Source organism: Streptomyces sp. NBC_01384, from assembly GCF_045040035.1.
Lineage (GTDB): Bacteria > Actinomycetota > Actinomycetes > Streptomycetales > Streptomycetaceae > Streptomyces.
This window is the reverse complement of sequence record NZ_CP109559.1, coordinates 585,847-610,985: the sequence shown is the minus strand read 5'-3', so window position 1 is coordinate 610,985 and position 25,139 is coordinate 585,847. Positions and strand designations below refer to the sequence as shown.

The following is a 25,139-nucleotide window of genomic DNA, read 5'->3' as shown; positions in this document are numbered from 1 at the left end:
TGCCCTTCTACGTCGGCCGTGCCGTGGCAGCGACGGGCTGTCGCCGAGGATCAGGAGGGGACGTGCAACGGGCTCTGCCAGCGGGCCGAATGACCGGGAGGGAGCGCCAGGTCACTGCGGACCGCCGTGTAGTACGCCTCGCGACAGGCGCGCTGCTGTTCGAGCATGGACTGCCACAACTCCGGTGCGTGGGTCCGCTCGCGCAGGAAGCGCTGCATTTCCACGGTGACGACGGCCCAGGCGCGGGCCTTCTCCACCACTTCCGGGGCGCCGAGGAGCAGCAACGCCTCCCAGGCCGGATCCCGGGCGTCGAGCGCCTCCGCCAGCTGAGGCGCCGCCTCCTCGGGCGAGAGCGGGTGCGGATGAGGGTCGTTGCCGAGATGGGCCGCGATCCGGTAGGTCAGTATGACCGTTTTCTTCAGACAGCGCGCATAGTCGGAGTACGCCGTGAGTCGCCGCTCCTCCCAGCGGGCCGCCCGCTCCCGACGGAAGCGGGCCTGATCGCCCCGCACGATCGCCAGATACGAGCCCAGGGCACCGATGACCACGCCGATCAGTGCCGGGAGTTGTTGTATGAACGCGGACATAGGCGCACGGTATCTGCCATGAGACGCTTCGAGGGACACGGAGTTCTGATCACGGGCGCGGCCCGCGGCATCGGCGCGGCCACCGCCCGCCGACTGGCCGAGGAGGGCGCCCGGGTGCTCGTCACCGATGTGGACCCGGCCGAGGCGGAGAAGACGGCCGCCTCGATCCGCGAACGCGGAGCGCGGGCGGAGGCGTTCGGCTGCGACGTGGGGGACCGGGCGATGGTGGAGGCGGCCGTCGCCCGCGCCGTGGACGCCTTCGGCTCGCTGGACGTCCTGGTCAACAACGCGTACGGGTGCACCCCCGACGCCCCGCTCTTCGAGGACGAGGCGGACGAGGTGTGGGCCCGCGACCTCGACCTCACCCTGACCGGGGCGTATCGCTGCTGCCGTGCGGCCCTTCCGTACCTGGTGGCCTCGGGCCGCGGCGCCATCGTCAGCATCGGCTCGGTGAACGGCATCCAGGACTTCGGCAACCACGCCTACAGCGCGGCCAAGGCGGGTCTCATGTCCCTCACCCGCACCCTCGCGGGGCACGCCGCCACCCGTGGTGTGCGCGTCAACCTGGTCGCGCCCGGCACGGTCCGCACCACGGGATGGGAGGGCCGCGAGGGGGATCTCGCGTCGGCGTCGGAGGTGTACCCGCTGGGACGGGTCGGCGAGCCGGACGACATCGCGGCCGCCGTCGCCTTCCTCGCCTCCCGGGACGCCGCGTGGATCACCGGGACCACGCTGTGCGTGGACGGGGGCCTCACGGCGGTCAACACCGGTTTCCGGAACGCGGTCCGACGCAGTGGGGGAGCTTGACGGTCGCTGTAGAACTCCAAGCAGCGCAGGACTGGCCGGCCGGTGAAGTCCTTTGTCACCGTTTCGTCGCGGCTCGAACAGCCGTACAACGCATACCCCCCTACGCGGGTCTACCAGGCAGACAACGACGACAGCACGCACACGGAAGGGCCCGCCATGGGGGACATACGCAGACGGGGAGCCGTCGCACTGGGGATCACCGGACTCGTCGCACCGCTGACGCTCGCGCTGGGCACGGCGCCCGCGCAGGCCGCGAGCTGCACGACACAGACCGGCCCGTACCAGAAGCAGGTGGAGAAGTTCCTCGGCCGGCCGGTCGACGGCAGGCAGTCCACCGCCGACTGCAAGGCGATCCAGGCCTTCCAGACCAAGCACGGCATCACCCCGAACGCGGGCTACGCCGGATCCGTCACCTGGGGCGTGATGGACCTCATGAACAAGCAGAAAGCCGTCGGCACCAACCCCGACAAGGACGGCAAGTGCCCGGTCAACAAGGGCCGCATCGCCTGCGTCAACCTGACCCTCCAGCTCAGCTGGATCCAGGACGGCGGCAGGCTCGTCTACGGGCCGGTGCCGGTGCGCACCGGACGCGACGGCTACGAGACCCGCACCGGTCTGAAGAAGATCTACTGGCGCGACATCGACCATGTCTCGACCGTCTACAACGTGCCGATGCCCTACAGCCAGTTCTTCGACGGCGGCCAGGCCTTCCACTCGGTCGGCGTGAGCATGTGGAACCCGCCCGGCTCGCACGGCTGCGTCAACATGACCACGGCCACCGCCAAGAAGTACTGGTCGTTGCTGAAGACCGGCGACGACGTCTTCGTGTACGGCCGCAAGCCGGGCACCTGATCCCCTCGCGGGCCGGACGTCACGCCTCGGGGGAGTCCCCGAAGTCCGGGATCGCCAGCCTGACCCCACCCTGCCGCGCGGACGCGTCCGCGACGATGCCCGGCAGGGTGTAGCGGGCAGCGACCCACGCGTTCACCGACGGAAGCGTCCGCGTGTTGACCGCGGTCACGAAGTCGTCCACCAGGAAGTGGTGGCTGCCCTCGTGGCCGTTGTGCAGGTGATCGAACTCCCGCGGCAGCCGCGCCCGGTCGTGCACGGGCGCCGACCCGGAGGTGAAGGCGGCCCGCAGCGCGGGCGCGATGTGCTGGAGCGACGGATCGTCAGGAGGGAGCGTCGGCTTGGGCTCCAGCAGCTCCGTGATGTCCTTCACCCCCTTCTTGTCCTGCCAGAAGCTCACCGTGGCGAGCTGCTCCATGCTGGCCTCGGTCCCGAAGAACCGGAAACGCGACTCCCGGATGTGCGAGGGATAGCCGACCCGCCGGAACTCGTTCGTACGGAACGAGCCGCCGCCCGCCACCTCGAACAGCGCCGTGGCGTTGGAGAAGTCGTTGTCGAACTGGCTGACCTCCTTGTCGAACACCCCGTCCCCGCGCTCGTCGCGCACCCCGATCGCCGACACGCTCACCGCATGCGTCCGCCAGGCCCCGAGCACCCCGCCCACCGAATGCGTCGGGTAGAGGAGCGGGGGATAGCTGGCGGTCGCCTTCCAGTTCTCGCCGCCGCTGTACCGGTACGCCTCGTAGAACCCGAGATCCATGTCGTGGACGTAGTCGCCCTCGGCGTAGAACAGCCGCCCGAACGCGCCCTCGTCGATCTGGTTGCGGGCATGGACCGTCGCGGGGTTGTACTGACTGGTCTCACCCATCATGTACGTCAGCCCGGTCGCCCGGACCGCGTCGATGATCGCCGAGATCTCCTCCGTGCTGATCGCCATGGGCACCGCCGAGTAGACGTGTTTGTCGGCCTTCAGCCCCTTCAACACCAGGGGGCCGTGCGTCCAGCGCTGGGTGAAGATCGCGACCGCGTCCACGTCCTTCGACTCCAGCATCGCCTCGTACGACGGGAAGATGCCCGACAGTCCCTCCGAGGCTGCCAGTCGCTCGGCCCGCTCGGGCAGGAGATCGGTGACGTGGACCTCGCCGACGCCCGGGTGAGCGAGGAACAGCTTGGCGAACTGCCCGGAGAACTGCCCGGCGCCGACGATGCCGAGGGAGAACGTCATGGATGCGTGTCCTTCACTGGTCGGGGCTTGTCCTGAGATCCTTTACTTTTGATGTGAAATGACCCCGACGTCAACACATGTGCTCGTCCATGGACCGCACCAGGAGTGATCAGCTTCACGGTCCGTAATGTCGTATGGCGTACCTTTACTCACATCGCCTTCACGGCAAGCCCCGTATGCTTCACGCCATGTCCACCACTCCTGAAACTGACTCCGCGCGCTCCGCCGCCGAGGTCAACGAGGAGATCCGGGCCCTGTGGTTCCGGGCCGGCGGGACGCTGAGCATGGAGGAGCGGCGGGAGTACCAGCGGCTTGTCCTGGAGTGGTCGGCGGCCGCCCCGCAGTCGCCCACGCAGGCGGCGTAACCCTCCGCCACCTCAGCCCCAGCTCTGCGAGTACTGCCTCCGGTAGCGGTTGCGATCCTGTTCCGTACGGATGTAGCGCGTGGCGACCAGGGCGATGATGCTTCCGGCGATGACCAGCAGACCCGGGCCGATGTTCTTGGGGTCCGTGAGGCGGGCGACGATCGACTCGGATGCGCCCGACGCGACCGTCTGGACCGCGCCCGGCGCGGCAGAGCCCGGCGCGATGGCCGAGCCCTGCGAGGCCACGGGCGCGGGGGAGGCGGCCTGGGCGGTGGCGGAGCCGGCCGCGCCCGCGGACTGCGCACCCGGTCCGGTCAGTTTCACGCCGAGCGCCGTGAGCGCCTTGGTGATCGGCTGGAAGAACGTCGTACCGCCGGCGGTGCAGTCTCCGTTGCCCCCCGACGTCACACCGAGCGCGATGCCCTCCGAGAACAGCGGTCCACCGCTGTCGCCCGGTTCGGCGCACACGTTGGTCTCGATCAGACCGGTCACGGTGCCCTCGGGATAGTTGACCGTCGCGTTGAGCCCCTTCACCTGACCGTCGTGGAGTCCACTGGTGCTGCCGCTGCGGAAGACCCGCTGGCCGACGGTCGGATCGGCGACCCCGATGATCTGGACTCCCTTGCCGCCCCCGATGGAGACGACGTTGTTCCCGGTGTCGTTCTCGCCGTTGTTGTACTGGATGAGGGAGAAGTCGTTGCCCGGGAACGCCGTGGTGACCGTCTGCCCCAGCTGCTTGGTGCCCTGGTTGTCGCCGAACCAGACGGAGCCGGCCGGCCCGCAGTGCCCGGCCGTCAGGATGAACTCGTTGCGCCCGTTGGTCACATTGAAGCCCGCCGAACAGCGCCCGCCGGTCGAGAACATCGGCAGGGCGGCGTTCAGCCGTGTGGTGAAGGTGCCCTGGGTCCGCTCCATGCGGACCGAACTGCCCATGCTCGCGGCGAGCTTCTTCATCCGGGACCAGTCGGAGGCGGAGACGGTGCTGTCGGCCTGCACCACCACCTCGTTGTTGACGTAGTCCATGGCCCAGGCGGTGCCCGCCACCCGTGGCGCCGACTTCAGTGCCTTCGTCACGGACTTGAGCTCCTGCATGCTGTGGCCCACGACCTTGGGTCGGGCGCCCGCCTTCTTCACCTCGGCCGCCGCGGCCGAGTCGGTCACCGCGACGACGGGGCGGCCGTCTGCGGCGATCCAACTGCCCGCCGTACGCGAGGTACCGAGGGTCGACACCAGGCCGGCCGCCTTGTAGGCGGCGGCCTGGGTTGCGCTTTCCGGGGCACGCGACGCGGCCGACGGCTCGCTCGCCATGGCGTGCGTGACCATCAACCCTCCGCAGAGGACCCCGCCGACGGCCGCGAGTCGCGCCCCTCGTCGGACGATCCGTCGTCGTGCGTGCCTCATGCATGGGCTCCCGAAGCCGTATGGTGCGGCGTCACCGCCGCCGGGCCCCGGTCGTGAGCCCTCCTTCCATACGTGCGCCCGTGCTCCCATGTTCACCGTCGGGCCGTTCTCCGGTTCAGGATTTGCGTCCCACCCCGCCGAGCATGGCCACTTCGGGCGGTTCGGCCTCGTTCGCGGGCTCGGGGCGCCAGCGCGAACACGACACGACACCCGGCTCCAGGAGTTCGAGGCCGTCGAAGAAACGGAGGACTGCCTCGGGGCTGCGCTGGGTGAGCCGTGGAGTGCCGTGCTGGTTCCAGTAGGCGACAGCGGCGTCCACGTCCGGCATCGCCGGGCTGGTGATCGTGTGCGAGAGCACCAGATGACTCCCGGCGGGCAGCGCGTCCAGCAGCCGGCGCACGATGTCGTACGCCTCCTCGTCGTCGCCGATGAAGATGACGACGCCCAGCAGCATCAGCCCGACCGGACAGCTCAGGTCCAGCGTCCGTGAGGCATGTTCGAGAATGGCGTCCACATTGCGGAGATCCTCGTCGAGGTGGTCGGTCCGGCCCTCAGGGGTGCTGGTGAGCAGGGCGCGGGCGTGCGCGAGGACCAGCGGGTCGTTGTCGACGTACACGATCCGGGCGTCCGGGGCGAGCCGCTGCGCCACCTCGTGCGTGTTGTCCGCGGTCGGCAGACCGGTCCCGATGTCGAGGAACTGGCGGATTCCGCACTCGGTGACCAGATGGCGCACGGCGCGTCCCAGGAACAGCCGGTCCGCCCGCGCGTAGTCGCCGATGCCCGGGTGCAGTTGGCGGATCCGGTCCCCGGCCGCACGGTCGACCTCGTAGTGGTCGGCGCCGCCGAGCCAGTAGTTCCAGATCCGGGCCGTGTGCGGACGCGTCGTGACGATGCGGCTGAGCACCTCCTCGGCAGGGAGTTCCGAGGCGGCCGGGTACTCGGGCACGGAATCAGCTCCTGAGCGTTTCCTGTGATGACGCGGCAATGGGCAATGTAGATCCCAACAGGCCGTCAGAAAAGGGAAGTTGTCACTCTTTTACGGGCCGCATCAACAGCACCACCGTCACCTGCCATCATGGGCGCATGCGCGTGCTGATGCCGGTCCCCGACCGCGACTTCGACGTCACCGAAGTGGCCGTGCCCTGGCGGATCCTCACCGACGCGGGGCACGAGGTCGTGCTCGCCACCGAGCGGGCGGGCACCCGGCCGGCGGCGGACCCGCGGCTGCTGACGGGCGTGCTCTTCGGACAGCTGGGCGCCGAGGAGGAACCCCGGCGCTGCTACCGGCAGCTCACCGAGTCACCGGAGTTCACCGCCACCGTGTCCTGGGCGGACATGAGCGTCGAGGCGTACGACGGCCTGCTGCTGCCCGGCGGACACGCACCCGGTATGCGGCAGTACCTCGGATCGGCCACCCTCCAACGGCAGATCGCCCGCTTCTGGGCCCTGGAACGGCCCGTCGGCGCGATCTGCCACGGCGTCCTCGTGCTCGCCCGCGCCCGCGACCTCACCAGCGGCCGCAGCGTCCTGGCCGGCCGGCGCACCACCTGCCTGCCCAAGTACATGGAACGCACGGCCTACCTCACCACCGCCTGGCGCCTCGGCCGCTACTACCGCACCTATCCGGCGTACGTCGAGGACGAGGTCAGGGCGGCCCTCGCCGACCCGGACACGCAGTTCGCGCGCGGCCCCCGCACCCTCACCCGGCGCGGCACCGCCACCGACGACACCCACGCGTTCGTCGTCGAGGACGGCCGCTACCTCTCCGCCCGCTGGCCGGGCGACGCCTACCTCTTCGGCCGCCGCTACCTCGCCCTCCTGGGCAGCACCGCCGAGAGCTAACCGCGCGTGCGGGCGGCGACTTCCTCCGGGGACAGGTACGCCTCGGTGTGCTCGAATTCCCGCAGGGTCCCCTTGCGGCCGGCGAGGAAGCCGGTGCGCACGAAGTCGTCGCCCGCCACCGCGTTCAGGAACCAGTTGGCGCTCGTACGGAACCGGGCGGCACCCGTGCGCAGCGCGTACAGGTGGTACCCACGGGCCGCGACCTGTGCGGGCACCCCCTTGAGCCCGATGCCGAGCGGCTTGGACACCGCGTCATGGCCGCCGAGGTCGACGACCAGGCCGAGGTCCTTGTGCTTGTACGGCGTCATGGGCTGCCCGCGCAGCAGCGCCGCCAGGTTCTTCGCCGCGTGCCGGCCCTGCCGGGCGGCGTGCTGGGCGGTCGGCATACAGTACGAACCGTCGGCCTTGGCCAGGTTGGGCACGGCGGCCGCGTCGCCCAGCGCGAACACCCCGTCCAGGCCCGGCACCTTGAAGTCCGTCTCGGTGAGGATCCGGCCGCGTACGGTCTCCGCGCCCAGTGAATCGACCAGCGGGCTCGCCGCGACACCGGCCGTCCACACCAGCGTCCGGGAGGGCAGCACCCGGCCGTCCGTGAGGGTGACCTTGTCCTCCGTGACCGAGGCGACGGACGTCTCGAGGGAGATATACACCCCGCGCCGGCTCAGCAGCCGCAGCGCGCTCGCCCCCAACTTGTCGCCGAGCTCCGGGAGCAGCTTGGGGGCCACGTCCACCAGGTGCCACTTGATGAGATGGGGATCGAGGCGCGGGTGGTAGCGCTTCGACGCGGCGGAGGTGAGGCGCTGCAGACAGGCCGCCGTCTCGGTGCCCGCGTAACCGCCGCCGACCACCACGAACTGCAGCCGGGCCGCCCGCTCGTCCTCGTCCGACGTGGCCGCCGCCAGGTCGAGTTGGGCGATCACATGGTCACGCAGATACACGGCCTGGGCGAGCGTCTTCATCCCGCGCGCCTCGTCGAGCAGGCCGGGGATGTCGAAGGTGCGGGTCACGCTGCCCGGGGTGAGGACCAAGTAGTCGTAGGACAGGTCGACGAGTTCGCCGGTGATCTTCCGTACGACGCACATCTTGGACGCGGGATCCACGCCGACCACTCCGCCCGGCACCAGCGTGGTGCGGCGCAGGATCCGGCGCAGCGAGGGTGCCACGGACTGCGGGGTGACGACACCGGCGGCGACGTGCGGCAGCAGCGGCAGATAGAGCTGGTAGTCGGTGGGGCTGACCAGGGTGATCCTGGCGTCGCCCGGCTGGAGTGCGCGTTCGAGCCCGCGCGCGCACTCGACGCCGGCGAAACCGCCGCCGACGATCACGATGTTCGGTGCATCCATCCCAGGTGCCTCTCTCCGTGTGCCGACATCGCGGCCCGCCCGCCCGCGTGCCCAGGCTCACATGGGACGCCCCGGTCTGCCACCGCGCCTCAGAGACGAGGACGAAGCCCAGGGGGATCCTCTACCGATCAGTAACTTCATCTTCCCCTTTCGTACATCCGTACCCGCGAGTATCCGTACCGCGGCGATGGTCGAGGCACTCTCGCCGCTCTGGCATGAAAAAACATAAAAAACATCAAAAAAAGGGGACGGACATGACAGGACGTGGTGTGGGGCGCCGGATCGGCGCGGTCTCGGCGGTCGTGGCGCTGGGCTTCGGAGGGACGGTCACTGTCGCGGGGTCCGCCGTCGCGGCTCCGGCCCAGGCGACGGTGAGCGCGACGACGGCGGCGACGGCCGCCGTCGACTACGCCACTTGGCAGAGTGACGTCCAGGCCGTCATCGACCAGGCACGGCCGTATGTCGAGCAGCGCACCGCGAACGCCGCGGGGCAGAAGCTGGCTCTCGTCTTCGACATCGACAACACCACGCTGGAGACGGACTTCCACCCCTGGTACGAGCTGCCCACCCCGGCGGTCAAGCCCTCGCTCGACCTCGCCCGCTACGCGCACTCCCGCGGTGTCGACATCTTCTTCATCAGCGCACGCCCGGGCATCCTCTCCGCCGAGACGAAGTGGAACCTGACGACCGTGGGCTACCCGGTCTCCGGCCTCTACACGCGGGATCTGCCCGACCTGTTCGACCAGGTCAGCGCGTACAAGACCAGCAAGCGCGCGGAGATCGAGTCGCTCGGCTACACGATCATCGCCAACGTCGGCAACAACGACTCCGACCTCGTCGGCGGCCACGCCGAGCGCACCTTCAAGCTGCCGGACTACGACGGTCAGCTGTCCTGAAAACAGCCGGCCTGAACTCCCGGCGCCGACTGTCTAGACTCCCGGCATGGACGAGACCAAGCTGGACGCGCTCGGTGCGGGCAAGTACCTGCTCATCACGAGCTACCGCAAGAACGGCACGGGCGTCGCGACGCCCGTGTGGGTGGTCCGGGACGGCGAGGCGCTCGGCGCCTGGACCAGCGCGGACTCCTGGAAGGTGAAGCGGATCCGCAACCGGGCCGACGTCCTGGTGGGCCCGTGCGACGCGCGCGGCAAACCGACCGGTGACCAGGTCCCCGCTACGGCGGAGGTCCTCGACCCGGCCGCGACCGCGCACTACCGTGAGCTGATCGCCCGCAAGTACGGCATCCTCGGCCGCCTCACCCTCTTCGGCAGCCGCCTGCGGCGCGGCGAGGCCGGCACGGTCGGGATTCGCATCTCCCTGACTGGGTGAGGAAGGGGTGAGGGTCCGGCATCGGCCGGCCCCTCACCCCTTCCCGTGCGTCTCACCCGTAGAACGGACCCGGAGTGCTCCAGGTCGTCGTCCCGAAGACATTGGGGTCGTCGATGCCGATGTTGATGTCGGAGACCTTGAGGCCGAACTGGGTCGGGGTCATGCCCTCGGGGCAACTCACCTGTACGGGCGGGAAGTTCATATAGAACTTCGGGCCCTCGTCCGAGTCGTGGTTCCGGTGCCAGTACAGGATGTAGTTGCTGTCCGGATAGAAGTAGTTGTCCAGGAGCCGCTGTTGCGTGGTGCGGACGACGAAACTCGTACTGTGGCCGAAGGTTCCGTCCGCCCGCAGACAGCCGAACGTGCGCGCGGTGTCGGCGTACGCGGCGAACCGGCCGCCCGAGCTGCCGAGTCCGGCCAGATAGCCGAACGGCCCCCGCGAGTAAGGCGAGGGTCAGGCGGCCCAGCACTCCGGGCACATGTGTCTTCTCCATGAGAGATTCCCCCTCGTGCACGTGGTGCGCACGCACATGAACAGTGCCAGGCGCACGCTAACGCCCCTCACGTCGCTCATCCGGTAAACGCCCCAACGCTCACAAGCGGAACGTGCGACGCGATAACCGGGCGGTCCCAAGGGGACGTCGTACGACACCTGGTGGCCCGGCGAGCTCTCCGGCCCGGGGGTGACAGGGTCCGGGGATGCGGCTGGGACGAGCCCGACGGCGACAGCGACAGCAACAGCGACGACGGCGAGCGGTCGCGGGCCGAGCGCGCAGGACGGTTCCTCGGACCGCGAGTTGACCCAGTCCGGAGCGACGGGACCCGTGGCCATCACGGCGACCAAGGGAGTGCCGGCCCTCGCCGGTGGCATCCTCGCGCTGCGAAAGCGCGGTCGCGGCACCCGCTGAGCCGAACCGGAGTGGGGTCGGCCGGTCGCAGGAGCGGGCGGCCCAACACCGCCGCGGACCCCGGGCGCAACCGTCGTCGACGTCCGGCCGCACCGAGGCGAACAACCAAGCCCAGGCCATGACTTCACATGAAGCTGTCAGGTCATGGACAAACCTTCAACCAAACGTCTCCCGGTCCGGTCAAAGGGTCTACCCGCATAGAAACTCCGGTGCTGTCATGCGCACGACCGCCCGGAATTCCTGCCGGGCACAACACCGGGAGACCCCCACGATGTCCCGCATATCCCGCCCCCTCATCACCTCCCTCTCCGCTCTCGCCCTCGCCGCCGCCGGTATCACCGTCGCCACCGGCAGTGCCCACGCCGCGACCTGCAGCCAGGCCTACCTCCCCCTGCCCGACCCCAGCTGCCAGCCGGGCGCCCTCAACTCGGACGTCACCCAGTCCACCATCGACTCCACGATCTGCGTCTCCGGCTGGACCGCGACCGTACGGCCCTCCAGCTCGTACACCACCGCCCTGAAGAAGACGCAGATCGTCGAGTACGGCTACACCGACACCAGCACCTCGGACTACGAGGAAGACCACTTCGTGCCCCTGGAGCTCGGCGGTTCCCCGAAGAGCGCGCTCAACCTCTGGCCCGAGCCCGAGTACGGCACCAAGACCGCGGCCAACAAGGACACCGTCGAGAACAAGCTCAAGAAGGCCGTCTGCGCGGGCACCGTCTCGCTCTCTGACGCGCAGGACGCCATCATCAACGACTGGACCACCGCCCTCTCCGACCTCGGCCTCAGCTGACGCGCCACCCGTCGCGACGCGGCGAAGCCACCTCGCCGGGCCCGTTCCCTCCGTGGATCGGGCCCGGCGTCTTTGTGTCCACCGGCCGGGCGCGGCAGGGGAGTTGACGGGATGTGTTCTGCGCGAAGCGTTGACTAGAAAGTGCTTGCCCCTTACGTTCCCGTTCAGCGGCGTGACCCGTGTGTGGCATCTCATATACGAGACATCAGATCTCCGAAGATCTCCGAGCCACACCACCTGGGATGTTCGCACTCTCTGGAGCTGACGATTCACGTGTGAATGTCATGTACGCCTCATGTTGTTCGTCATGGTGTACGTCGTTCGCGCTGCGCGGCAATGACCTGGGCGGAGCCGCCACCGAGGTCTCGCAGGTGGGCACCTTCACCACCCCGCCCTACAACTACACCGCCGAGCCCGCCTCGACCGTCGTCGCCTCGGTGACGTCCGCTGCGGGCGCCGGAAAGCTCTGACCACCTGCACCGCGTGCGGAGCCGTCTCCCCGAGAGACAAGAACTCCGCCCACGTGATGCTCGTCCGGGCAGGTCTGAACCCGGCTGGTGTTGAGGGCGTAAGACCACCGGGAGCGCTGCTCCCAGAGGCAGCCTGAGCCAGGAATCCCCGCTCAGCCCTGAAGGGGAGGAATCCCCTCCCCTTCAGGGAGGGGAGCAGTCAAGTACAGCTGAGGGTTCACGCCAGGTGACTGGATGAACTGGCCGCACACGCCGGTTCGTTCAGTCGCCTCATGTCAACTCCAGCCTCGATAGGGGCCGTCGACGAGCTGGAACACCGGCTGGCGGCGGACCGGGTCCTGGGCGGTGGTGAGCTGGACCCGGTCGCCGCTGTGGACGTCGGAGGGCTGGCCCATGACCCGGCCGCGGACGGTGAATCCCTCCGCCATCTCGACGAGGGAGACGTTCCGCGCCGCCGGGGTGTTGCGGTGGATGACGGTGGAGTGGCGCACGACGCCGGTCCCGGCACTCGCCTCCGTCCGCAGGTCGCTGCCCGCACAGACCGGGCAGAGGAGACGGTGGTACATCGCGGTGCCGCACCAGCGGCACCGCTGGAAGAGGAGGGCGTCCGTGGCCGACGTACCGTTCGGCGCGGAGTCGGTACCGCGTACGCTCGGCGTGGAGTCGGTACCGAGCGCGTCCGTCGTGGTGCCGATGCCCGGATGAAGGGCGATTCCTGGGTGGTACACGATGTCATCTCCCTGCGCTCGGCCGGAGTCTGATGTGCCCGGAACGCCGCGCACGAGCCACAGGGTATGGCACTGAGTGCCACTCGTAAAGGCACTCGGTACCCTAAAGATGAGGAATCCCGGGGCTCAGTTCCGTCCGAGCGTGGACTCGATCTCCCGGACGACGCGCCACATCGGCGCCCCGCGCCGGGAGATGACGACGACCACGTCCTCCTGCTCCTCGGCCGGCTCGGCGCGTGAGCCACCGGGGGAGCGGCCGAACGAGGCCTGTACGTAGCCGAGCGCGTGGTCCACGGCGATGTCCGCGTCGCCCTGGCCGTCCGAGCGCAGCCAGGAACGCAGGGCGTTGTTGTGCGCGGCGACCACGGCCGCGGCGATGACGTCGGCCTGCAGGGTGCCGTCGGGCCGGCCGGTGAAACGCCCGCGCAGATACTCCGCGAGGGCACGCTCGTAGCGCCAGACGACCGACAACTCGTACGCGCGCAGGCCGGGGACCTTCTTCGTGAGACGGTAGCGCTGCACGGAGAAGGTCGGGTTCTCGGCGTACAGGCGCAGCACGAGCCGGGCGGCGTCGCAGACCCGCTGCACCGGTTCGTCCTCGTCGCTGCCGGCGCCCAGGAACGCCGTCATGTCGGTCAGGCAGCGCTCGTGGTCGGGGAAGACCACATCCTCCTTGGACGGGAAGTAGCGGAAGAACGACCGTCGGCCGACCCCGGCGAGTGTCACGATGTCATCGACCGTAGTCTGTTCGTACCCGCGCTCCAGAAAGAGCTGAAAGGCCGCCGCGACCAGCGCGTCGCGCATCGGCGGCTTGGCCGGCGTCGTGTCGGCGGTGTCGGTGTCGCTGCGCCGGGGTCCCTCGCTCATGAACGGGAACCTAGCATCGCGCGGGAATGATGGCACTCAGTGCACGCGATCGAGGGAACTGAGTCCCCCCGGTGAGAATGTTGGTCGATCGCGCGTCCCCGCCGGCTGTCCTGCGCCCCGCCGGACGCCTTCCTTGTGCCATGAAGGATCCGGCCGCGCTCCGGACCTTCCACATGATGACCGGCTATGAGGGTGACGAGCAGCCCCCTTCCGCGGTCGAGGCACTCGCCGGAGACCACGACGCCGCCGAGCAGGTGGGCGCTCCGTCCGCCGCGGGCGGCTGCCGCCCGCGGCCCGCCGAAAGCCGCTGCGGAATGATTGATTCCCCCTGTGTCGGAAATGTGATCGCGCGTGAAGTCATTGTGTGCTCAACGAGGTTGACAGCCTCCGTACGGTGATCGACTATGTGGTCGAGCTGTGGCCCATGTGACCAATGGGGCCAGTGTTTCTTCGACCACTCACCCCGGTGCGGCCTCCGGCTGCTCAGCTCGGCGCTGCCCTGCCGCCGACGACCGGAACATGGATCATCAAGATGGGAACTGCATGTCCATAGCGAGACGTGTCACCCTTCGCTGTCTGCTGGGGACGGGCGCGGCGGCGCTCGCCCTCTCGGCGGCCACGACCAGCGCCTGGGCCACGGGTACGCCCGGCGGTGACGGCTGGGACAGCAACAACGGTGCCTACAAGCCCGGTCAGGGTGCCGGTACGGTGACCGCGGCGGATCACTGCGAGTTCTCCCTGGACGGGACGAACTTCTACGACTCGGTCCGCGTCGACGACCAGAACCTGAAGCCCACCGACGACGGCAAGGTGCACATCAAGGTTCGCGCGGCGAGCGACGCCGGCTCCTGCACCGCCTCGCTCGCGGCATACCGCACCCACGGTGCCACCTTCAAGACCTCCGGCGAGCAGATCTTCCACGACTTCGACAGCGTCAAGGTCAAGCCGGGCGAGACCGACTCCCTCGACATCGCGGTGCCCGACGCCGGCTGCTACGCGCAGATCGACCTCTACCGTGGCGCCGTGAAGTTCGACGGCAAGTTCGATGCCAACGACGGCTTCGAGCACGGCGACCTGCCCAAGGGGCCGGACCACGCGGTCATCAAGGACAAGCTGATCATGGCGTGGAACGGCGGTAAGAAGGACTGCACGGCGCAGCCGCCGAGCACGCCCGAGACGACGCCTCCGGTCTCGACGCCGCCCGCCGAGACCCCGGGCAGCCCGACCCCGACGACGCCCGACGAGCCGTCGACCCCGGAGACGACGCCGGCCACCCCGTCGGCCTCCGACTCGACCACGCCGCCGGCTCCCACGCCCAACGGAGGCCAGTCGACCCCGCCCGGCGGCCTCGCGGAGACGGGTGGCGGCAACACCCTGCCGATCGCCGCCGGCGCCGCGGCCCTCCTCGTGGCCGGCGGAGCGATCACCGTCGTCACCCGCCGCCGACGCTCGACGCGCACCAGCTCCTGACCCCCGGCGTCATCGGGTCTCGATGACCGTTGACCCTTCGACAGGCCCCGGCACTCACCGAGTACGTGAGCGCCGGGGCCCGTTGCGTTGATTCAGCTTTGTGACGTGAGCTCATGGATACGAACAGAGTGGGCCGACGGCGGGGACCGTCGACGGTGTACGGGCGCCCCTGCTCGGCCCTGTGCCGGTGCGCATCGTCGGGCCGGCACGACCGATCGACCCCGACCTGGAGGCGGTCCGCACATGAACTCGACCGACAGTCGCATCCGCCGGTTCGTCGTCACGCCGATCGCCATCAGCGACCCGCCGCTCCCCAACTCCAGCGGTGTGCACGAGTTCCTCGCCCTGCGCTGTGTCCTGCAACTCGTCCTAAGGGCTTGCCGGGATTCAACGTGTTGCTTCCCGTTCTGCGGCTCGTTGGTGTGATATGCGCATCCCCGACGAGATTCGTGCCCGACTCGCCGTTGCCATTTCCAACCGGGCGTGCACACCCCGCCCGCTCACGTCGGAGACCGGGAACCCACCTCGCCGGACGTGCTGATTCGGCGACGGACACAGGGCGTCGCTCCCGGGGGCGTGGTGCCGCGGTTCAGCCCGCTGGAAGCACCGTGCTGCGGCGGTCGTTGCAGTACGCCGACGGCGAGTCATCCGGAACCGGCCATGTCTGGTGGGCCAGCAGAGCGAGGCTCACCAGCGTCAGGAGGAGGTCGATGTCGGTGTGGACCTCGAGGCGTATGGTCACCCAGCGCGAGCCGGGCACCATCCGGACCGCGGTCGCGCCCCTGAGGTGGTCCTGGAAACGGTGAATGGCACGGGCCGTGAGGTGCAGGTCGACGTCGTGATCCGAATGGAAATGCACGATCTCGCTCTGAGCCGAGCACAGCGCCCGCCCCGTGCCGCAGCTCGGCCGGGCCTCCGAGAGGTCCGGCCAGCTCGCCAGTTGCGTCATAGCACGCAAGGCCAACGTCATGCCCCCATCATGACCAGCTCACCGCCCGGCCACCAGGACTTGAGGGAGCCGTAACTGAGCCGTAGCGCGCGCATGTCCGGAAATAGACGTGTAAGGCCCAGGTGTTTTCTTCCGCTCGCCGGCTATTGACCAGCCGCACCTCTCTCCCTATTTAGTTTGGAGTCGAATGACATGATGGAGCGGCTCGCCCCGTTCCGAGCGACTTGTCTTCTCCGAGTCATCCGCCTTCACCATGTGCTGCGGTGCGGTGCGGGCATCGGGCAGGCCCGAGCGTGGTGCTCGGACCCCGGGCAGCCCGCCGAGGTGAGGGCGAGCGCCGCGCCGGCGTGGCTGTACCTGGTCGACGGCCCGGTCCCCGATGATCTGCGGGCGGTCTTGGACACCACCGTCACCGACGATCTCGTCCGCCTCATGGCACCCGTTCCCTGGATACGCACCATCGACCACGTGATTCGCCGCTCGGTGAATGAGTTGCTGGGCCAGACCGATACCGCGGTCCGCCCGCGAAACCCCGCGGCCGATTCACACGGTCGCGGTCGGCCGCCGACGAGCCTCTCGAACCATGGAGATGTCAATGGGGTCTTGGACCTCCACGGTGATTCCGTGACGGTCGTACAGCCGCCGGGCGGCACTGCCCGGCAGGACATTCAGGCGGACGAGCACGCCGTCGGCATCAGTGCGGTGCAGCAGTGTTCGCAGGACAGCCGAACCGAGACCCCGGCCCTGGAGAGCCGGGGCGAGACAGAAATGCTCCAGCCATCGGGCAGGCCCGGTCCAGGGCCGGTGAACAACGCGGGCGTCAATCTGCCGGGGCTGCTGCACGAGGTCCCCGACGACATCATCGACAAGACCCTCGATGTGAACGTCAAGGGCCAGCTCTACGGCCGCCGCGCGGTCATCCCGTACATGCTCACCGCGGGCAGCGGCTCGATCGTGAACATTTCCAGCGTCAATGGGCTGGTCAGCGAGCCCTTCCTCACTGTTTACTCTGCCTCCAAGGGTGCCGGCGTGATGCTCACGAAGGGTGTGGCACTGGACTACGTCAAGCAGGGCATCCGCCGCAATGTGATCTGCCCGGGATGGGTCGACACGCCGATCAATCACGCGCACGCCAAGCTCCTCGGCGGGCTCGAGCACGTCTACAACATCGATTTCTTCCAGCCCATCGGGCGTCCGGGGCAGCCCCGCGAGATTGCGAACGTGGCCCTCTTCCTCGCCTCCGACGAGGCGAGCTTCCTGACCGGAAGCGTCGTCGCGGTCGACGGCGGCATGACGTCGCAGTAGCCGTCCCACACTCTCCACCACGCCGCTCGCGCCGCCGCGCGCCGCGCGCCGTCCGCGCCGTACACCGTCCCAACCGGCCCAGCAGACAAGGGGATCACCCGTGGCTTCGGACAACACACTGGACAAGACCGGATCACCGGGGCCGACCGGATCATCCGGTCCGACCGACACCGCAGCGTCCAAGATGACCGACGACGAGGCCAGGCTGCACGAGCTCGGCTATGCGCAGGAACTCGAGCGCAGTATGTCGCCGTTCTCGAACTTCGCCGTCTCGTTCACGATCATCTGCATTCTCTCCGGCTGTATGACGCTCTACGGCTTCGGCATGAACACCGGCGGCCCCGCCGTCATGGTGTGGGGCTGGCCGATCGTCGGTGTCCTCACCCTCACCGTCGGCCTGGGCATGGCCGAGGTGTGCTCCAGCTATCCGACCGCGGGCGGCCTCTACTACTGGGCGGCCAAGCTCGCCAAGAGCAAGGGCCCCGCCTGGGCCTGGTTCACCGGCTGGTTCAACTTCCTCGGCCAGGTCGCCGTCACCGCGGGCATCGACTTCGGTCTGGCGCAGTTCCTCAACGCCTTCCTGGACCTCCAGTTCGGCTTCTCCGCCACCCCCGGCCACACGGTGCTCCTCTTCGGCATCACCCTGCTCGTCCACGCACTCCTCAACGTCCGCGGCGTCAAGCTCGTCGCCCTGCTCAACAACATCAGCGTGTGGTGGCAGGTCATCGGCGTGGCGGTCGTCGTCCTCGCGCTGGTCGTCTTCCCCTCCCACCACCAGTCGGCGGGCTTCGTCTTCGGCCACTTCGTCAACAACACCGGCTGGGGATCCGGCCTGTACGTCTCCCTGCTGGGCCTGCTGCTCGCCCAGTACACCCTGACCGGCTTCGACGCCTCCGCCCACATGACCGAGGAGACCCACGACGCGGCCCGCTCCGGCCCGCGCGGCATCGTCAACTCCATCCTCGTCTCGCTCGTCGCGGGATGGATCCTGCTGATCGGCGTCACCTTCGCGATCCAGAGCTACGACGGCGCGCTCGGCAGCTCCACCGGAGTGCCCCCGGTGCAGATCTTCCTCGACGCCCTCGGGGACACCGGCGGCAAGCTGTTGCTCCTCATCGTCATCGGCGCCCAGTTCTTCTGCGGCATGTCCTCGGTGACCGCCAACTCCCGTATGATCTACGCCTTCTCGCGGGACGGCGCGCTGCCCGGCTCGGCGTTCTGGCACCGGATCAGCGACCGCACCCGCACCCCGGCCAACGCGGTGTGGCTCGCCTCGGGCGGCGCCTTCCTCCTCGGTCTGCCCTACCTGATCAACCCCACCGCGTACGCAGCCGTCACCTCGATCGCGGTCATCGGCCTCTTCATCGCCTATGTCATCCCGATCTACCTGCGGCTGCGCCAGGGTGACGACTTCGTGGCCGGGCCCTGGACCCTCGGTCGCTGGAGCAAGCCCATCGCGGTCGTCGCCGTCGGCTGGGTGGCCTGTGTGACCGTCCTGTTCATGCTCCCGCAGGTCAGCCCGGTCACCGCCAAGTCCTTCAACTACGCGCCGATCGCGGTCGCCGTCGTCCTCGGCTTCGCCGGCGCCTGGTGGCTCCTGTCGGCCCGCAAGTGGTTCAGCGGCCCCAAGGTCCAGGGCAGCGCGGATGAGCTGGCCTCCATCGAGCGTGAGCTCATGGGCAACTGAGCATCGGACGATCGGTCACCGACGCAACGCCGAGCGGCCCCGGACTCCAAGGTCCGGGGCCGCTCGGCGGGTGACGCGGACGCTCACGCCATCCAGAAGAAGACCGCGGTCATCCGCTTGTCCTCCATGGTGCTGCCCCAGTAACCGGTAGCGCTGTGCATCAGATTGGCGTTGTAGAGGAGCAGCCGGTTGTAGCGGTGGGGGACCTCGAGGTCCTCGACGAAGGAGTCCGGCGGCACGAACCGCGTGCCCAGCGCATCGACCAGGTTGTTGTGCGGCGCCGCCACCACGTTCCCGCCGAGCCGGCCGCCGGGGAGGTTCTGCCGGTAGAAGCTGGTCCCGCAGCTCTTGGGCACGACCGGGTTGAGATAGAGCACCGCGGCGTACCGGCACAGCGCCCGCGAGTCGGTGTGCGGGCGCGGCTCGCACTCGTCCTTGCCGACCACCTGGATGCAGTTGTGGTTGAGCGTGCCCCCGGAGGGCGTGCTCTGCACCCACAGCTCCTTCGCGCCGGTGGCCTTCTTCACCAGCCGCTCCACGCGCGCCAGTTCGCCCGGTTCGAGCCCCGGCATCGTCCTCAGGCCGGGCCAGCTCTCCGAGGTATACGGGTAGCCCTTGACCCAGTCGTCCTTGGCGAGACACCGGGCCCGGACGGCATCCACGTCGGGCAGCACATCGTCGAAGACCCAGTAGTCCCGGTCGCGGGTCGGTTTGCGATAAGGGAGGACCGGGAGGGCCGGAGTCCGTGGGGGGTGTGAGGACATGCGGCCGACCCTAGCCGCGGCGTCGGTCACCACTCGCCAAGGAACTGGTCAACAGTCTGTCAACTTCACTTGGTCACAAGGCTGTCGGTGCGCCCTGTGTCCTCCGCGCGCATTCCGCGCGCCGCGCTTGGAAATGAGATCCATTTTCAGATAGCGTGAGTCATGTCCACCTACCAAGGAGACGAGGAGACCGACGTGGCCGTTTCCCAACGCAAGATGTCCCGCAGCAACACCCGCCACCGCCAAGTCCGGTGGAAGGCCACCACCGCGCAACTCGCCCCGATCACGGTCGACGGCACCTCGTACCGCGTACCGCGGCGACTGGCCCAGGCCTGCGAGCGCGGCCTGCTGCGCCCGGAGGGCTGACATGCGCGCGGCCTTCGTCGGCAAGGGCGGCAGCGGCAAGACCACCCTGTCGGCCCTCTTCTCCCGTCACCTGGCGCACTCCGGGGCGCCCGTCGTCGCCATCGACGGCGACATCAACCAGCACCTGGCCCGCGCCCTCGGCCTCGGCGACGACGAGACCTTCGCCGCCCCGCCGCTCAGCGCACGCCTCGGCGAGATCAAGGACCACCTGCGCGGCAGTAACCCGCGCATCGCCTCCCGCGAGGCCATGATCAAGACCACCCCGCCGGGCCGCGGCTCGCGTCTGCTGCGCCTCCTCGGCGACGACCCGGTGCACACCCCGCACCTCCAACAGGTCGGCGGCGTACCGCTGATGGTCACGGGCGAGTTCGACGAGAGCGATCTCGGTGTGGCCTGCTACCACTCGAAGCTCTCAGCGGTGGAGCTGTATCTCAACCATCTCGTCGACGGCCCCGGCGAATACGTCGTCGTCGACATGACCGCGGGCGCCGACGCCTTCGCCTCCGGGCTGTTCACCCGGTTCGACATGACCTTCCTGGTCGCCGAGCCCACCCGCAAGGGCGTCTTTGTCTACCGCCAGTACCGCGACCACGCCGAGGAGTTCGGCATCCCGATCGCGGTGATCGGCAACAAGGTCACCGGCGAGGACGACCTGCTCTTCCTCAAGGAACACGTCGGCGACGACCTCCTGACGTACCTCCAGCACTCCTCCTGGGTACGCGCACAGGAACAGGGCCGCCCACCAGGCGACCTCGAGCCGCACAACATCCACGCGCTGCGCCGTATGCGGGCGGCCCTGGACGCTCGTACCAAGGACTGGACGGTCTTCCAGGAACACGCCGTCACCTTCCACCTCCGCAACGCCGCGGCCTGGGCCGACCGGGCCACCGGCACCGACCTCTCCGCACAGATCGACCCCGACTTCCGGCACGGCCCGACGGCTCTGGAGTCACCCGCCGGCTGAACATCCCTCCGGACGACCCGCGTACGACCCACGCACCACCGAACCAGCTAGCGACAGGACTGCCTCTCTCATGTCACTCGACGTCTCCCCGAAGCTGCTCGCCGAAGCCGAACGCGGTCCGGTCCGCGAGGAGGACTTCGTGGACACCGTCCGTACGTCCCTGCCGTACGCGTACGACCTCATCGCCCGCCTGGCCGACCAACTGCACGACGGGACGGGGGAGTTCGCAGACAACCACACCCCGCCGCCCTCCGAGGGGGAACGCGGTCAGCTGCTGCGGGCGCTCGCCGGCGACGCGATCCGCGGCAGTCTGGAGCGGCACTTCGGTGTCACCCTCGCCTTCATGAACTGCCACCGCGTCGCCGTCTTCCGCCCCGAGGACCGGGGTGGCGCGACCCACGCCCGGTTCACGTCGCTGCGCTCGCAGATCCTCAACCAGTCACCCGAGTTCCGCGACTGCTGAACCCCGCGGGTATACGTCCGTACGTCACATCGCGGGCTGAGTGAGGGACTGCTCGGCCCAGATGACCTTCCCCTCGGGGGTGTAGCGGGTGCCCCAGCGCTGGGTGAACTGGGAGATCAGGAACAGCCCGCGCCCGCCCTCGTCCGTCGTCTTCGGGTGCCGCAGATGCGGGGCGGTGGCGCCGCCGTCGGAGACCTCGCAGATCAGGGCGTGCTCGGTGATCAGCCGCAGCCGGATCGGCCCCGTGGCGTGCCGGATGGCATTGGTGACGAGCTCGCTCACGACCAGTTCGGTGGTGAAGGCGAGCTCGTTCAGGCCCCAGGCGCCCAGCCGCCGCGTGGTCGCCTTGCGGGCCTCCGCGACCACGGCCGGATCGGTCGGCAGGTCCCAGGTCGCGACCCGCTCGGCGCCCAGCCGGCGGGTGCGGGCCATCAGCAGGGCCACGTCGTCGTACGGCCGCGTCGGCACGAGATCGTCCACGATCGTGCGGCACATGCCGTCCAGCGGCTGCTGGTTGTTCTCCAGCGCGCGCCGCAGCCGCTCCCGGCCCGCTTCCGGGTCCCGTCCCGTACGGGGCGTGGCGATCAGGCCGTCGGTGTGCAGGGCGAGCACACTGCCTTCCGCCAGGGTGAACGCGACCGACTCGAAGGGCAGTCCGCTCACGCCCAGGGCGGGACCGCGGGGCAGCTGCGCGAAGGTGACGGTGCCGTCGGGGGTGACGATCGCGGGTGTGGGATGACCCGCGCTCGCCATCGCGCACCCCCCGCTCACCGGGTCGTACACCACGTACAGACAGCTGGCGCCTACGGCCTGCATACCGCTGGTGCGGGTGTCCGCGCCGCTGCCCTCCTCCCGGGCGGCCCGGCTGACCAGGTCGTCCAGGTGCGCGAGCACCTCCTCGGGCGGCAGGTCCAGATCCGCGAGGGTCTGTACGGCTGCCCGCAGCCGCCCCATGGCGGCGGCGCCGTCGATACCGTGACCGGTCACCTCGCCCACGACCAGTGCCACCCGGGCCCCGGACAGCGGAATGACGTCGAACCAGTCCCCGGCAAGGCCCGTCAGCTCGTCCGCGGGCCGGTAACAGGCGGAGACCTCCACCGCGTCCTGCTCGGGGAAGCGATGCGGGAGCAGATTGCGTTGCAGGACGAGCGCCGCGTCGCGCTCGCGGCTGTACCGGCGGGCGTTGTCGACGCACAGGGCCGCCCGGTCGACGAACTCCTCCGCCAGAGCCAGATCGTCCTCGTCGAAGGGGTCCTCGCGGTCGCGCCGGAAGAACGTGGTGATCCCCAGGGTGACGCCGCGCGCCCGGAGGGGGACGATCATCACGCTGTGCAGCCCGAGGTCGAGGAAGGAGGCGGCCTGTTCCCCGGCGACACCCGTGGCCCACTCCTTGGCCAGCGGGTCCAGCCGCTCCTCGTGCCACGACCGGCCCTCGGCCAGACACCGGACGGGGGGAGAGCCCGCCTGGTACGTCGCCGCGTCACCGATCTCGACGACCGTCTCGGGGACCCCGGCCCGGACCGACTGGTGTCCGGCGCGCCGCAGCGGCACCGCGGTGGTGTCCCGCAGCGGACCGGGCGTCGGCTCGGCCCCCTTGAGCACGGATTCCAGCAGGTCCACGGTGACGAAGTCCGCCAGCCCCGGAACGGCGACGTCGGCCAGCTCCTGCGCGGTCTGCATGACATCCAGGCTGCGGCCGATGTGCTCGCCGGCCCGGTCCAGCAGCGCGAGCCGCCGCCGGGCACGGTAGGGCTCGGTGACATCGACGACGGTGTAGTACACACCGATCGGCTGGCCCTGGTCGTCCTCCAGCCGGATGAACGACATGGAGTGCGCGGTCTCGCGATGCGGCTCGGACCGTACGTGGCCCACGTGCTCGTAGCCGACGATCGGCCGGCCGGTCTCCAGCACCCGGCGCATCTGCGCCTCGAGCGTCTCCGCGTCCAGGCCCGGCTGCACATCGGCGAGTCTCCGCCCGAGCCGCTGCTGCGGCGGACCGCCGCCGAACTGCTCCAGCGCGGCGTTCGACCACACGTACCGCAGGTCCATGTCCACGATGGCGATGCCCACCGGCGAGCGGGCGTTCATCCGCTCCAGCACGGCCCGGCTCATGTCCCAGCCGGGACCACCGGCCACCTCGGCGAGCAGCACCACCCAGCGTGTCGGCCCGCCGTTCTCCCGTGTCGGCGCGCGCTCCCGTATCGGAACGACCCGGACCATCAACCGGACCGCGTGCCCGTTTCGGTGCAGCGCGCAGAGCAGTCCGGCCCAGCCGCCACCGTCGTGGCACCGTGTGGCCAGCTCGGGGATGCGCGCCGCGTCCTCCGGGAGCAGCAGGTCGGCGGCGCGGCGGCCCAGCACCTCGGCCGGCCGGTACCCCAGCAGCCGCTCGGCGTCCGCGGTCCAGCTGGTCACCGTCATTCGGGCGTCGAGCAGCAGCGGCGCGGCGTCAGCCATGTCGAAGCGCTGGCGGGCCAGCACGTCTCGTTCCTCGCTCGCAGTCACTGCGACCCTCTCCGCTCCCCGAAGGTGGTCTACCCCTTTTTCTCCCATTCTTCACGCTGTACGACCGGAGCGTGGGCCGTGGCGGCGGGCCCCGGGGCCCGCGGGTCGAGGAGGCCCGCGCCGCGCAGATCGGCCCAGAGGCCGGACGGTACGTCGGCTTCGTACGACTCGATGTCGGCCCGTACCTCGTCGGCCGAGCGCATGCCGACCACGATCCCGGCGACCACGGGGTGCAGCAGCGGGAACGCCATCGCCGCCTGCGGCAACGTCACACCGTGGGCCTCGCAGACATCGGCGATGCGGTGCACCCGGCGCAGCAGCTCGGGGGAGGCCGGCGCGTAGTCGTAAGGGGCGCCGGCGGCGGGGCGGGGCGTGGCGAGCAGTCCGGAGTTGAAGATCGACGCCGCGAGCACGGAGACGCCGCGCTCGGCGCACGCGGGCAGCAGGTCGTCGAGGGCGCTGTGGTCCAGGAGCGTGTAGCGGCCGGACAGCATCACCACGTCGACGTCGGCATCCCGTACGAGCCGGGTGAGCTTCGCCGGGTCGTACATTCCAGCGCCGATGGCGCCCACCAGGCCCTCCGCGCGGAGCTCGGCGAGCGCGGGGTATCCGTCGCGCAGCGCGGTCTCGAAGTGCTGCTCCGCGTCGTGCAGGAACAGCACGTCGATGCGGTCGACACCCATGCGCGCCAGCGAATCCTCCACGCTGCGCCGTACGCCGTCGCAGGAGAAGTCCCAGACGCGGCGGTGCGTCGCGGGCACCTCGAAGCTCTCGTCCACACGTCCGGCCGGATCCTGCGGCACGAGCAGCCGGCCGACCTTGGTCGACAGCGTGAACGCCGCACGGGTCTTCGTCCGCAGGAGTTCCCCGATACGGCGCTCGGAGTGGCCGATGCCGTAGTGGGGTGACGTGTCGAAGTAGCGGATCCCCGCGTTCCAGGCCGTCGCCAGTGCCTCGGCCGCGGTGTCGTCGTCCAGCGGCGCGAACAGCCCGCCGAGGGGGCCACCGCCGAAGCCGAGCCGCGTGACCTCGACCGTGCTGCGTCCGAGCCTGCTGGTCCTCATCGTCGTCTTCATCGGATGCCATGGTGTCGTGGCCACGACACCATGGCATCCGATTTTCCGGCCGCTTCGCCGCGCGCCGTCGCAC

General features: G+C 69.5%; 24 protein-coding genes and 3 pseudogenes. 15 read left to right on the top strand and 12 right to left on the bottom strand.

Annotated elements, in window-relative coordinates; all coding sequences use genetic code 11:
- Positions 1–50 precede the first annotated feature (50 nt).
- Positions 51–587: a hypothetical protein gene (locus tag OG747_RS02525; RefSeq protein WP_405877339.1), complete on the bottom strand. Its 537-nt coding sequence runs from the start codon at positions 585–587 to the stop codon at positions 51–53.
- A gap of 18 nt (positions 588–605) precedes the next feature.
- Here OG747_RS02525 and OG747_RS02520 point away from each other — a divergent pair, with 18 nt between their 5' ends.
- Positions 606–1,394, top strand: a complete 789-nt coding sequence (locus OG747_RS02520; protein WP_405877337.1) for an SDR family NAD(P)-dependent oxidoreductase — start codon at positions 606–608, stop codon at positions 1,392–1,394.
- 156 nt (positions 1,395–1,550) lie between these two features.
- A complete protein-coding gene (locus OG747_RS02515) occupies positions 1,551–2,246 on the top strand; it encodes a L,D-transpeptidase family protein (protein ID WP_405885425.1) in 696 nt (231 codons plus the stop codon).
- 19 nt (positions 2,247–2,265) lie between these two features.
- On the opposite strand, the gene OG747_RS02510 is transcribed toward OG747_RS02515, so the two are convergent.
- Positions 2,266–3,468: a Gfo/Idh/MocA family protein gene (locus OG747_RS02510; RefSeq protein ID WP_405877335.1), complete on the bottom strand. Its 1,203-nt coding sequence runs from the start codon at positions 3,466–3,468 to the stop codon at positions 2,266–2,268.
- A gap of 176 nt (positions 3,469–3,644) precedes the next feature.
- On the opposite strand from OG747_RS02510, the gene OG747_RS02505 reads away from it, so the two are divergent.
- A complete protein-coding gene (locus OG747_RS02505) occupies positions 3,645–3,833 on the top strand; it encodes a hypothetical protein (RefSeq protein WP_405877333.1) in 189 nt (62 codons plus the stop codon).
- A 12-nt stretch (positions 3,834–3,845) separates the two neighbouring features.
- On the opposite strand, the gene OG747_RS02500 is transcribed toward OG747_RS02505, so the two are convergent.
- Positions 3,846–5,234, bottom strand: a complete 1,389-nt coding sequence (locus tag OG747_RS02500) for a S1 family peptidase (RefSeq protein ID WP_405877331.1) — start codon at positions 5,232–5,234, stop codon at positions 3,846–3,848.
- Between the two features lie 115 nt (positions 5,235–5,349).
- The gene (locus tag OG747_RS02495; protein ID WP_405877329.1) at positions 5,350–6,180 is read right to left on the bottom strand and encodes an SAM-dependent methyltransferase; all 831 of its coding nucleotides are present in this window, start codon (positions 6,178–6,180) and stop codon (positions 5,350–5,352) included.
- Positions 6,181–6,317: 137 nt separating this feature from the next.
- On the opposite strand from OG747_RS02495, the gene OG747_RS02490 reads away from it, so the two are divergent.
- Entirely contained in the window at positions 6,318–7,076 is a 759-nt protein-coding gene (locus OG747_RS02490; RefSeq protein WP_405877327.1) for a type 1 glutamine amidotransferase domain-containing protein, read from the top strand.
- Here OG747_RS02490 and OG747_RS02485 read toward each other — a convergent pair.
- On the bottom strand, positions 7,073–8,419 hold the full coding sequence (locus OG747_RS02485) for an NAD(P)/FAD-dependent oxidoreductase (protein WP_405877325.1): 1,347 nt from the start codon (positions 8,417–8,419) through the stop codon (positions 7,073–7,075). The genes OG747_RS02490 and OG747_RS02485 overlap by 4 nt on opposite strands.
- A gap of 254 nt (positions 8,420–8,673) precedes the next feature.
- Between OG747_RS02485 and OG747_RS02480 the strand changes: the two genes are divergently transcribed.
- The 5 genes and pseudogenes from OG747_RS02480 to OG747_RS02460 all read left to right on the top strand — a co-directional run.
- Positions 8,674–9,315, top strand: a complete 642-nt coding sequence (locus OG747_RS02480; RefSeq protein ID WP_405877323.1) for an HAD family acid phosphatase — start codon at positions 8,674–8,676, stop codon at positions 9,313–9,315.
- 46 nt (positions 9,316–9,361) lie between these two features.
- A complete protein-coding gene (locus OG747_RS02475) occupies positions 9,362–9,748 on the top strand; it encodes a PPOX class F420-dependent oxidoreductase (RefSeq protein ID WP_405877321.1) in 387 nt (128 codons plus the stop codon).
- Positions 9,749–10,927: 1,179 nt separating this feature from the next.
- The gene (locus OG747_RS02470; protein ID WP_405877319.1) at positions 10,928–11,452 is read left to right on the top strand and encodes a hypothetical protein; all 525 of its coding nucleotides are present in this window, start codon (positions 10,928–10,930) and stop codon (positions 11,450–11,452) included.
- 326 nt (positions 11,453–11,778) lie between these two features.
- Positions 11,779–11,922 (top strand): annotated as a pseudogene (locus OG747_RS02465) (pectate lyase); the annotation flags it as partial.
- A gap of 2 nt (positions 11,923–11,924) precedes the next feature.
- Positions 11,925–12,059, top strand: a pseudogene (locus tag OG747_RS02460) (RNA-guided endonuclease TnpB family protein); the annotation flags it as partial.
- Between the two features lie 138 nt (positions 12,060–12,197).
- On the opposite strand, the gene OG747_RS02455 reads toward OG747_RS02460, so the two are convergent.
- Together OG747_RS02455 and OG747_RS02450 are read right to left on the bottom strand one after the other, a co-directional pair.
- Entirely contained in the window at positions 12,198–12,653 is a 456-nt protein-coding gene (locus OG747_RS02455) for a Zn-ribbon domain-containing OB-fold protein (RefSeq protein ID WP_405885424.1), read from the bottom strand.
- A gap of 123 nt (positions 12,654–12,776) precedes the next feature.
- Positions 12,777–13,454 carry a TetR family transcriptional regulator gene (locus OG747_RS02450; RefSeq protein ID WP_405885423.1) on the bottom strand — a complete coding sequence of 226 codons (678 nt, stop codon included), beginning with the start codon at positions 13,452–13,454 and terminating at the stop codon, positions 12,777–12,779.
- Positions 13,455–14,060: 606 nt separating this feature from the next.
- On the opposite strand from OG747_RS02450, the gene OG747_RS02445 reads away from it, so the two are divergent.
- Entirely contained in the window at positions 14,061–14,987 is a 927-nt protein-coding gene (locus OG747_RS02445; protein WP_405877317.1) for an LAETG motif-containing sortase-dependent surface protein, read from the top strand.
- A 589-nt stretch (positions 14,988–15,576) separates the two neighbouring features.
- Here the strand turns inward: OG747_RS02445 and OG747_RS02440 are convergent.
- Positions 15,577–15,957, bottom strand: coding sequence for a luciferase family protein (locus OG747_RS02440; RefSeq protein ID WP_405877315.1), 381 nt, complete (start codon positions 15,955–15,957; stop codon positions 15,577–15,579).
- 522 nt (positions 15,958–16,479) lie between these two features.
- Positions 16,480–16,722: pseudogene (locus OG747_RS02435) on the bottom strand (GNAT family N-acetyltransferase); the annotation flags it as partial.
- On the opposite strand from OG747_RS02435, the gene OG747_RS02430 reads away from it, so the two are divergent.
- Entirely contained in the window at positions 16,705–17,241 is a 537-nt protein-coding gene (locus OG747_RS02430; protein WP_405877313.1) for an SDR family NAD(P)-dependent oxidoreductase, read from the top strand. The pseudogene OG747_RS02435 and the gene OG747_RS02430 overlap by 18 nt on opposite strands.
- Before the next feature lie 184 nt (positions 17,242–17,425).
- Positions 17,426–18,928, top strand: coding sequence for an amino acid permease (locus tag OG747_RS02425; protein ID WP_405885422.1), 1,503 nt, complete (start codon positions 17,426–17,428; stop codon positions 18,926–18,928).
- Between the two features lie 83 nt (positions 18,929–19,011).
- On the opposite strand, the gene OG747_RS02420 is transcribed toward OG747_RS02425, so the two are convergent.
- A complete protein-coding gene (locus OG747_RS02420; protein ID WP_405877311.1) occupies positions 19,012–19,692 on the bottom strand; it encodes a DUF6445 family protein in 681 nt (226 codons plus the stop codon).
- Between the two features lie 195 nt (positions 19,693–19,887).
- On the opposite strand from OG747_RS02420, the gene rpmF reads away from it, so the two are divergent.
- The 3 genes from rpmF to OG747_RS02405 all read left to right on the top strand — a co-directional run bounded on the left by rpmF (position 19,888) and on the right by OG747_RS02405 (position 21,485).
- Positions 19,888–20,058 carry a 50S ribosomal protein L32 gene (rpmF, locus tag OG747_RS02415; protein ID WP_405885421.1) on the top strand — a complete coding sequence of 57 codons (171 nt, stop codon included), beginning with the start codon at positions 19,888–19,890 and terminating at the stop codon, positions 20,056–20,058.
- A 1-nt stretch (position 20,059) separates the two neighbouring features.
- On the top strand, positions 20,060–21,022 hold the full coding sequence (locus OG747_RS02410) for an ATP-binding protein (RefSeq protein ID WP_405877309.1): 963 nt from the start codon (positions 20,060–20,062) through the stop codon (positions 21,020–21,022).
- Between the two features lie 70 nt (positions 21,023–21,092).
- Positions 21,093–21,485, top strand: a complete 393-nt coding sequence (locus tag OG747_RS02405; protein ID WP_405877307.1) for an SCO5389 family protein — start codon at positions 21,093–21,095, stop codon at positions 21,483–21,485.
- Positions 21,486–21,509: 24 nt separating this feature from the next.
- Here OG747_RS02405 and OG747_RS02400 read toward each other — a convergent pair whose 3' ends face one another.
- Together OG747_RS02400 and OG747_RS02395 are read right to left on the bottom strand one after the other, a co-directional pair.
- On the bottom strand, positions 21,510–23,942 hold the full coding sequence (locus OG747_RS02400) for a SpoIIE family protein phosphatase (RefSeq protein ID WP_405885420.1): 2,433 nt from the start codon (positions 23,940–23,942) through the stop codon (positions 21,510–21,512).
- A 77-nt stretch (positions 23,943–24,019) separates the two neighbouring features.
- On the bottom strand, positions 24,020–25,054 hold the full coding sequence (locus OG747_RS02395; protein ID WP_405885419.1) for an aldo/keto reductase: 1,035 nt from the start codon (positions 25,052–25,054) through the stop codon (positions 24,020–24,022).
- Positions 25,055–25,139 lie beyond the last annotated feature (85 nt).